This window comes from Cellulosimicrobium cellulans (genome assembly GCF_042723955.1).
Lineage (GTDB): Bacteria > Actinomycetota > Actinomycetes > Actinomycetales > Cellulomonadaceae > Cellulosimicrobium > Cellulosimicrobium cellulans_H.
Window position 1 is genome coordinate 1 of record NZ_JBHXIC010000129.1, and the last position, 8,281, is coordinate 8,281.

Annotated in this window: 9 protein-coding genes; 7 read left to right on the forward strand and 2 right to left on the reverse strand. The window is 74.6% G+C overall.

All coding sequences use genetic code 11. From position 1 onward, the window contains the following. From ACFWH7_RS19985 to ACFWH7_RS19995, 3 genes are all read left to right on the forward strand, one after another. The coding region (locus ACFWH7_RS19985) for an amidohydrolase family protein (RefSeq protein ID WP_378219243.1) at positions 1–732 on the forward strand (732 nt) is incomplete at its 5' end. A gap of 130 nt (positions 733–862) precedes the next feature. Further along, the gene (locus ACFWH7_RS19990; RefSeq protein WP_378219245.1) at positions 863–1,270 is read left to right on the forward strand and encodes a VOC family protein; all 408 of its coding nucleotides are present in this window, start codon (positions 863–865) and stop codon (positions 1,268–1,270) included. Positions 1,271–1,430: 160 nt separating this feature from the next. Continuing rightward, positions 1,431–2,366, forward strand: coding sequence for an NADP-dependent oxidoreductase (locus tag ACFWH7_RS19995; protein ID WP_378219247.1), 936 nt, complete (start codon positions 1,431–1,433; stop codon positions 2,364–2,366). A gap of 248 nt (positions 2,367–2,614) precedes the next feature. On the opposite strand, the gene ACFWH7_RS20000 is transcribed toward ACFWH7_RS19995, so the two are convergent. Then, positions 2,615–2,881 (reverse strand): cupin domain-containing protein, encoded by a 267-nt coding sequence (locus tag ACFWH7_RS20000; RefSeq protein ID WP_378219249.1) that lies wholly within the window; start codon positions 2,879–2,881, stop codon positions 2,615–2,617. A 123-nt stretch (positions 2,882–3,004) separates the two neighbouring features. Between ACFWH7_RS20000 and ACFWH7_RS20005 the strand changes: the two genes are divergently transcribed. Next, positions 3,005–4,183 carry an aminopeptidase P family protein gene (locus ACFWH7_RS20005; RefSeq protein ID WP_378219251.1) on the forward strand — a complete coding sequence of 393 codons (1,179 nt, stop codon included), beginning with the start codon at positions 3,005–3,007 and terminating at the stop codon, positions 4,181–4,183. A 14-nt stretch (positions 4,184–4,197) separates the two neighbouring features. Here the strand turns inward: ACFWH7_RS20005 and ACFWH7_RS20010 are convergent, their stop codons facing one another. Beyond that, a complete protein-coding gene (locus ACFWH7_RS20010) occupies positions 4,198–5,625 on the reverse strand; it encodes an MFS transporter (protein ID WP_378219254.1) in 1,428 nt (475 codons plus the stop codon). A 93-nt stretch (positions 5,626–5,718) separates the two neighbouring features. Here ACFWH7_RS20010 and ACFWH7_RS20015 point away from each other — a divergent pair, with 93 nt between their 5' ends. Genes ACFWH7_RS20015 through ACFWH7_RS20025 form a run of 3 tightly spaced genes read left to right on the forward strand, consistent with a single transcriptional unit; the run spans position 5,719 to position 7,801 of the window. Continuing rightward, positions 5,719–6,291 carry a TetR/AcrR family transcriptional regulator gene (locus ACFWH7_RS20015; protein WP_378219256.1) on the forward strand — a complete coding sequence of 191 codons (573 nt, stop codon included), beginning with the start codon at positions 5,719–5,721 and terminating at the stop codon, positions 6,289–6,291. Continuing rightward, entirely contained in the window at positions 6,288–6,977 is a 690-nt protein-coding gene (locus tag ACFWH7_RS20020) for a pyridoxine/pyridoxamine 5'-phosphate oxidase (RefSeq protein ID WP_378219258.1), read from the forward strand. Before ACFWH7_RS20015 ends, ACFWH7_RS20020 begins: the two co-directional genes overlap by 4 nt. Beyond that, on the forward strand, positions 6,974–7,801 hold the full coding sequence (locus ACFWH7_RS20025) for a maleylpyruvate isomerase family mycothiol-dependent enzyme (protein ID WP_378219260.1): 828 nt from the start codon (positions 6,974–6,976) through the stop codon (positions 7,799–7,801). The genes ACFWH7_RS20020 and ACFWH7_RS20025 overlap by 4 nt, the downstream gene beginning before the upstream one ends. Positions 7,802–8,281: the final 480 nt, after the last annotated feature.

The following is an 8,281-nucleotide window of genomic DNA, read 5'->3' on the forward strand; positions in this document are numbered from 1 at the left end:
GCTGTGGGTGAGGGCGCGCGCGGGGCGGTGAGCACCTGCCGCGCGGGGCCCGGGGGGGGGGGGCCGCCCCAGTGGGGGGGCTCCCCCCGCGCTCCGCTCGACCGCGACCCGGTCGGCCAGCTCGACGGGCTCTTCGCGATCGCCGAGCGCCGCGGTGTCGGCGTCGACGTGCACCTGCACGACGGCGGCGATCTCGGCGCGTTCCAGGTCGAGCTCATGATCGACCGCACGCTGCGCACCGGGCTCCAGGGCAGGGTCAACGTCGCGCACGGCTTCGCCGTCGGCGACGTCCCCACGTCGCGCCAGGCGGACCTCGTCGCCGCGATGGGCGAGGCCGGCATCACCATGACGACCGTCGCGCCGATCGGCGCCGCTCCCCTGCCGGTGCACGCGCTGCGCGCCGCGGGCGTCGCCGTCGGGCTCGGCACGGACGGGATCCGCGACCTGTGGTCGCCGTACGGGACCGGCGACCTCCTCGCGCTCACGACCCAGCTCGCCCGCCTCTCGCGGTTCCGGCACGACGAGGAGCTCGTCACCGCGGCGCGCATCGCGTCGTCCGACGCCGCCCGGTTCGTCGGTCGCGACGTGCACGACCTCGTCGTCGGGGCGCCCGCGGACGTCGTGCTCGTCGACGCCGAGAACGTGCCCGACGCCGTCGTGCGCGCCCCGCGCCGCGCGCTCGTCGTCGCCGGCGGCCGGGTCGTCGCGCGTGACGGCGACGTGCTCGTCTGAGGCGCTCGCGGCGCTCCGTCGCCCGGCCGCGACTCGTGCGCGGCCGGGCGATGAGTTCATGAGGCACCGGTCGTCTACCCCCACGACACCACGTACCGGGCGAACCGCCCACGACGCCGGAGGCGCACTCATGAGCACGCAGATCTTCGTCAACCTGCCCGTCAAGGACCTCGACGCCTCCAAGGCCTTCTACACGGCGCTCGGGTACACCGTGAACGAGCAGTTCACGGACGAGAACGCGTCCTCGATCGTCATCAGCGACACGATCTACGTCATGCTCCTCACCGAGGAGTTCGCGAAGCAGTTCACGAACAAGTCCGTCGCCGACGCGACCGCGACGACCGAGGTCATCAACGCGCTGAGCGTCGACAGCCGCGCCGAGGTCGACCGCCTCGCCGACGCGGCGTTCGCCGCCGGCGCCACCGCCGTCAAGGACCCGCAGGAGGAGGGCGGCTTCATGTACTCGCGGAGCTTCGCCGACCTCGACGGCCACCAGTGGGAGGTCCTCTTCATGGACCCGACGGCGTTCGAAGCCTGACCGCCCGCCGAGGGAGAACCCGGTCGCCCGAGGTAGAACGGTGGTAGGCCGAGGTAGAACGCTGGTCGCCCCACCGAGAACCGTGGTCTGAGGCGACCGACGAGAGCTCTTCCTCGCCGACGGCGGGAATCGCGCGGGCCGACGCGTGGTTGCCGCCGTCATGCGAGCCATCACCTACTCCCGCTACGGCGGCCCTGACGTCCTCGAGACGACCGACCTCCCGACCCCCAAGGTCGGGCCCGACTCCGTGCTCGTGCGCGTGCGCGCCGCGAGCGTCAACCCGGTGGACTGGAAGGTCCGCGAGGGGTACCTCGACCAGATCATGGACGCGGTCTTCCCCGTCGTCCCGGGCTGGGACGTAGCGGGCGTCGTCGAGCGCGTCGGCCTGGACACCCCGGAGCTCCAGGTGGGCGACGAGGTGTACGGCTACGTGCGCAAGGACGTCGTCGGCGGCGAGGTGTCGGGCGGGACGTTCGCGGAGCTCGTCGCGGCGCCGGTCCGCACGCTCGCGCGCAAGCCCGCGGCGTGGTCGTTCGAGGAGGCGGCCGCCGTGCCGCTCGCCGGCCTGACGGCGTACCAGACGATCCGGCGCGCGGGGGTCGCCGAGGGGCAGACGGTCCTCGTGCACGCCGCGGCCGGCGGCGTCGGGTCGTTCGCCGTGCAGATCGCGCGGGCGCTCGGTGCACGCGTGATCGGGACGGCGTCGGAGCGCAACCACGACTTCCTGCGCTCGCTCGGCGCCGAGCCGGTCACGTACGGCGACGGGCTCGCGGACCGGGTCCGGGCGCTCGCACCGGAAGGCGTCGACGTCGTCCTCGACTACGTGGGCGGCGACGCGATCGACTCGGCGCCCCAGGTGCTGCGCGACGGCGGCACGATCGCGTCGATCGTCGACGCCCGCGCGCGCGACGAGCTCGGCGGGCACTACGTGTGGGTGCGCCCCGACACGGCGGATCTCGCGGAGCTCGCGCGCCTCGGCGACGAGGGCCTGCTGCGCCCGGAGGTCGCGGAGGTGTTCGACCTGGCCGACGCCGCCGACGCGCACCGCGCGAGCGAGTCGGGCCACGTGCGCGGCAAGGTCGTCGTCCGGGTCTGACCTCCCGGAGCGGGATGGCCGCCCGGTCGTCCCTCCGCACACCGGGGTTCGCCGAAGTAGTACCGGGGTCCGCCAAAGTAGTACGCCGGTCGTCGACTCTGACGACCACGGTTCTACCTCGGCAGACCACGGTTCTACCTCGGCGGGAGCTCGCGCAGCGGCGACGTCAGGTCGCCGCCCGTGTCCCCCGTGTTCACCGTCCCGCGGCGCTCGACGAGCACCGCGGAGGTCTCGACGGCGGCCCGCGGTCAGTGCTCGACGCCGCGCGGCACCACGAACAGGTCGTGCGGTCCCAGCACGACCGCCCGCTCGGCGCCGTCCTCGCGCAGGTCGATCGTCAGCTCGCCCGCGAGCACGAGGAACAGCTCGTCGGTCTCGGGATGGGTGTGCCAGACGAACTCGCCGAGCACCTTGACCACCTTGACGTCCTCGTCGTTGAGACTCGCCACGCGGTGCGGCTGCCAGTGTCCGTCGAACGTGTCGAGGGCTGCGAAGAGGTTGCGCACGTCGTTCATGCGCCCACCCTGCCACTCCAGGGCCTTCATGGGTTCGACCCGTCCGTCCCGGATCGGCCCTCGGCGGGTCGACGTCGGGCCCTTCGGGTCGATCTCGCGGGCCGGCGGTGCCACCCTGGCACCATGTCGAGCACCGATGCCGCACGTCCGGGGGCCGCGTTCGGTCCCGAGGTCTACGCCGCGCGCCGCGAGCGCGCCGCCGCGCACGCGCGGGAGGCCGGGCTCGCCGGGCTGCTCGTCTCCCCCGGCCCCGACCTCGCCTACTTCACCGGGTACGCGCCGCCGGAGACGGAGCGGCTGACGCTGCTCACGATCTCCGCGGAGGGGACCGGGACGGCGGGCGGCGCGTCCGTCGTCGTGCCGCTGCTCGAGCGGGGCGACCTGGCCTCCGCCCCGGGCGCACAGGGCCTCGACGTCGTGACGTGGCGCGACGGCGACGACGAGCACGACGCCGCGGCGCGCCTCCTCGCCAGGGACGGTGCCTACGCCGTCTCGGACGCCACGTGGGCGCTGCACGTGCTCGGGCTCCAGCGCGCGCTACCCGGCGCCCGCTTCACCGCCTTCTCCGACACCGTCCCGACGCTGCGGGCCGTCAAGGACGCGCAGGAGGTCGAGCGCCTCGCCGCGGCGGGCGCCGCCGCCGACGCGGCCTTCGCGCAGATCCGCGAGGTCGCCTTCGCGGGCCGGCGCGAGCGGGACGTCGCCGCCGACCTCGACCGGTTCCTGCGCGAGCACGGGCACGAGCAGGTCGACTTCACGCTCGTGTGCGCGGGCCCGAACGGCGCCGACCCGCACCACGACGCGGGCGACCGCGTCATCGAGCCGGGCGACCTGGTCGTGCTCGACTTCGGCGGGCTGCGCGACGGCTACGGCTCCGACACGTCACGCACGGTCCTCGTCGAGGGCGGCACCGACGACGCTCTCGACGCGCAGCAGCGCGAGGTCTACGACGTCGTCCGCCGCGCCCAGCAGTCGGGGGTCGACGCGGTGCGTCCCGGCGCGACGTGCCAGGACGTCGATCGGGCCGCGCGCGCGGTCATCGCCGACGCGGGCTACGGCGAGTACTTCGTGCACCGCACCGGGCACGGCATCGGCACCACGACCCACGAGCCCCCGTACATGGTGGAGGGCGAGGACCGCCCGATCGAGCCCGGCATGTGCTTCTCCGTCGAGCCCGGCATCTACCTGCCCGGGCGGTTCGGCGTGCGGATCGAGGACATCGTCGTCGCGTTCCCACCCGACGCGCCCGACGGCGCGCGCCGCCTCAACACCTCGACGCACGACCTCCAGACGGTGCGATAGGCGGCGCGGGTCGTTCAGCGGTCCCCGGAGACCGCGTCCGCGGTCGCGCGCACCTTCTCGTTGCGGATGCCGACCCAGCTCAGCACGCCGCCGAGGACGAGCAGCGCCGCGGTGACGAGGAGCGAGCGGTGGAAGCCGTCGAGGTCGAGCACGCCGCCGACGATGACGCCGGCGAACGCGATGACGACCAGGCCCGCGACGCGGGACACCGCGTTGTTCACCGCCGAGCCGATGCCGGCGTCGGCCGCGGGGATCGAGCCGAGGATCGCGGACGTGAGCGGTGCGACGGTCATCGCGAGGCCGAGGCCGAAGAGGACGAGACCCGGCAGCACCTGGGTGACGTAGACGGCGTCGTCCGTGGTCGTGAGCAGCAGGAGGTAGCCCGCTCCGCCGACGATCGGCCCGAGGGTCATGAACAGGCGCGGGCCGTAGCGGCCCGCGAGCGCCCCGAACCGCGTGGAGAGGGCGAGGAGCACGAGCGTCACCGGGAGCTGCGCGAGCCCGGCGGCGGTCGCGCTGTACCCGCCGACCTGCTGGAGGAACAGCGTGACGACGAACCCGCCGAAGTAGAGCGCCCCGTAGATGGCGGCGGTCGCGAGGTTGCCCCACGCGAAGTTGCGCACCCGGAAGAGCCGCGGCGGGAGCATGGGGTCGGGGGCGCGGCGCTCCCACCACACGAACGTCACGAGGCACGCGACGCCCACGACGCACGGCCCCCACACGACCGGGCTCGCCCAGCCGAACCGGCCCTGCTCGATGAGCGCGAACACGGTGCCCGCGAGCCCGACGGCCGCGAGCGTCGCCCCGGCGACGTCGATGCGGCGGGTCGTCCCGGCCCCCGGCTCCTCCGCGGCGGACCGGGGCACAGCGCGCAGCAGCCACAGCGTCACCGCGACGGGCAGCACGTTGATCCAGAACACCCAGCGCCACGAGATCGTGTCGATGAGAATGCCGCCGAGCAGCGGCCCGACGAGCGACGCGGTGCTGGTCCACGCGGTCCAGGAGCCGATCGCGCGGGACTGCCGCTCGCCGTCGAAGGTCGAGATGATCATGGCGAGCGAGCTCGGCACCAGCAGGGCGCCGGCGACGCCCTGGAGCCCGCGCGCGACGACGAGGAACAGCCCGTCGGGGGCGAGCGCGCACGCGACCGACGTCACCGCGAAGCCGACCAGGCCGATCGCCATGATGCGGCGCCGACCGTGCACGTCGGACAGCGATCCCGCCAGGAGGATGAGCGCGCCCAGCGTGATCATGTAGGCGTCGACGACCCACTGCTGCAGCGCCAGACCGGTGACCGGACCCGTCGTCAGCTCGGCGGAGATCGCGGGCAGCGCGACGTTGACCACCGAGCCGTCCAGGAACGACACGAACGACGCGAGGACCGCGACCACCAGCACACGCTGCTGCACCGTCACCGACCCACCGTACGACTGGACTCTCATGCCGTCCCGACCGAGCAGGACCTCCGGGTGTGACGCGAGAGGGCCGCCGGGGAGGTTCTCGACACCATACCTAGAGGTAGGTATGGTGCTCGCATGGCGACGACCGATACCCGCGCCCGTCTCGTCGCGGCCGCGCAGGAGCTGTTCTGGGCCCAGGGAGTCGGCGCGACCAGCCCGCGCCAGGTCCTCGCCGCGAGCGGCGTCGGCCAGGGCAGCCTGTACCACCACTTCCCGACGAAGCACGACCTCGCCGTAGCGGCCGTGCACGCCACGACGACCGCGGGCCTCGACGCCGCGCACCGCGACCTCGACGCCGACGGGTCCGCCGTCGAGCGCCTCGCCCGCTACCTCGAGCGGCCGAGGCCCGCGCTCGCCGGCTGCAAGGTCGGTCGCCTCGTCAGCGACCAGGCCGTCATGGACGACGCCACGCTCGCGGCGGAGGTCCGCGACTACTTCCGCGGGCTCGTCGACCTGGCCGCCGCCGTGCTCACGGAGGACGGGCTGCCCGACGACGCGGCCCGCGACCGCGCGTTCGCCGCCGTCGCGATCGTGCAGGGCGGCTACGTCCTCGCGCGAGCCCTCGACGACCCCGGCGCGATGACGGCCGCGGCCCGCGGGTTCGTCGCGCTCCTCGACCCCGGCCCGACCACCCTGGAGGACGCATGACCGACGCCCCCGACCGCCCGTCCCTGCGCGAGCGCCTGCGCGCGCTGCCGGTGCTCGGCACCGACCTGGCCGGCATCGACGTCGACGCGGCGCCGGACGAACCGAGCGCGCTCTTCGTCGCATGGCTCGAGGGGGCGATCGACGCGGGTCTGCCCGCGCCCCATGCCGCGACTTTGTCGACCGCCGACGCGAACGGCCGGGTCGACGCTCGAACGCTGATCCTCAAGGACGTCGACGGCGACGGCTGGGTCTTCGCCACGCGCGCCGACTCCCCCAAGGGCGTGGCGCTCGCGCAGAACCCGAACGCCGCGCTGACGTTCTTCTGGCGGGAGCACGGTCGCCAGGTCCGGGTGCGCGGGCCGGTCGTCCCGCTCGGTGCTGAGACCTCCGCCGCCGACTTCCTCGCCCGGTCCGACTTCTCCCGAGCGACGGCGCTCGCCGGCTCGCAGAGCGCCCCGCTCGCGTCGCGGGCCGCCTACCGGACCGCGTGGGACGCCGCGCTCACACGGGTCCGCGCCGAGCCCGACGTCGTCCTCGCCACCTGGACCGCGTACGCGCTCGAGCCCACGAGCGTCGAGTTCTGGGCCGCCTCGCCGGACGGCCAGGTCCGCCTGCGCTACACCGCGCCGTCTGACGCGGACGCCGCGACACCTCAACCCTGGACGAAGGAGCTCCTGTGGCCGTGACCGACCCCACCGCACCCGCCGCGCCGGACGTCGAGGAGGTGCGTCGCGACGCGCGCGCCGCGCTCGAGGCCGTCACCGTCGCGACGCGTGACCTCGACGACGCCGGCCTCGCGGGCCCGTCCGCGCTGCCCGGCTGGTCGCGCAGCCACGTGCTCGCGCACGTCACGGCGATCGGCGAGGCGATGGCCCGCCAGGCTGAGCTTGCCGCACGCGGCGAGCTCGTCGAGGTGTACGACGGCGGAGCGGCCGGCCGCGAGGCCGGCATCCAGGCGGGCGCGCGCCGGTCGGTCGCGGAGCACGTGTTCGCGCTCGACTCGCTCGCCGAGCGTCTCGACGCCGCGTGGCCGGCCCTGGGGTCGTCCGGGTGGGACGCGCCCGTGACCTACCGCGACGGCACCGTCACCGACGCGCTCGTCGCGTGGTGGCGCGAGGTCCGGATCCACGCCGTCGACCTCGACGCCGGGCTCGACCTCGCCACCTGGCCCCGCGCCCTCGGACTCCACCTCCTCGACTTCCTCGGGGTCCGGCTCACGGACGACGTCCTGGTCGAGGTCGCCGACGAGCCCACCCGGCTCAGGATGGGTCCGGGCGGCCTCCGTCTCGCCGCCGACCCCGGGGTTGCTCCCCACACGGAGACGCCCGTGGGGAGCGACCCCGGGATCGACGCGCGCGACGCCGTCGTCGTCCGGGGCCGCCTCACCGACGTCGCCGCCTGGCTCGCGGGCCGCACCCCGGACGCCGAACCGGTCGCCCGCCGCACCGGCGCGCCCGTCCCCCTCCCGGAGATCGGCCCCTGGCCCTCCCCCTACTCCCCACCGAGGTAGAACCCTGGTGCCGCGAGGTAGAACCCTGGTCGGTAGCGGCCGAACCGTGGTCTCGCGGGGTAGAACCCTGGTTGGCTGAAGCAGGACTCGGGGTGGCACGGAGTGAACGGTGGTCACGTCGACGACGGTCGGCCGCTCGCGACCATCGGGGCGCCAACTGCGGTCGAGCCCGCCGCGTGGTGGCTCGACACGGGACCGACCAGGCGGTCCCGGCAGGTCGAACAGGCGACGCGGGCGCGTCCCGCAAGCAGGACGCGCCCAGACCACCCGCTCGACGCACCGGCGCCACGACCGGCGACCCGTTCCGGGCGCGGCTGCGGCGGTCCGGCCGGTCGCGCGGCAGGCCGAACCCACCACCGCGGGCAATCGCCCGAGGTGGGAACCGACCAGGGTGAGACGACGCCGGGCGGGGTGGGTGGTGGTGCCGCGTCGTGGCGGGCCTGGCGGGAGCCGCGAGGAACGAGCGGCGGATGGTAGACG

Coding starts and splice junctions, on each gene's coding strand:
- ACFWH7_RS20000 (WP_378219249.1), bottom strand. CDS start 2,881: ATGAACGACGTGCGCAACCTCTTCGCAGCCCTCGACACGTTCGACGGA.
- ACFWH7_RS19990 (WP_378219245.1), top strand. CDS start 863: ATGAGCACGCAGATCTTCGTCAACCTGCCCGTCAAGGACCTCGACGCC.
- ACFWH7_RS20010 (WP_378219254.1), bottom strand. CDS start 5,625: ATGAGAGTCCAGTCGTACGGTGGGTCGGTGACGGTGCAGCAGCGTGTG.
- ACFWH7_RS20005 (WP_378219251.1), top strand. CDS start 3,005: ATGTCGAGCACCGATGCCGCACGTCCGGGGGCCGCGTTCGGTCCCGAG.
- ACFWH7_RS19995 (WP_378219247.1), top strand. CDS start 1,431: ATGCGAGCCATCACCTACTCCCGCTACGGCGGCCCTGACGTCCTCGAG.
- ACFWH7_RS20020 (WP_378219258.1), top strand. CDS start 6,288: ATGACCGACGCCCCCGACCGCCCGTCCCTGCGCGAGCGCCTGCGCGCG.
- ACFWH7_RS20015 (WP_378219256.1), top strand. CDS start 5,719: ATGGCGACGACCGATACCCGCGCCCGTCTCGTCGCGGCCGCGCAGGAG.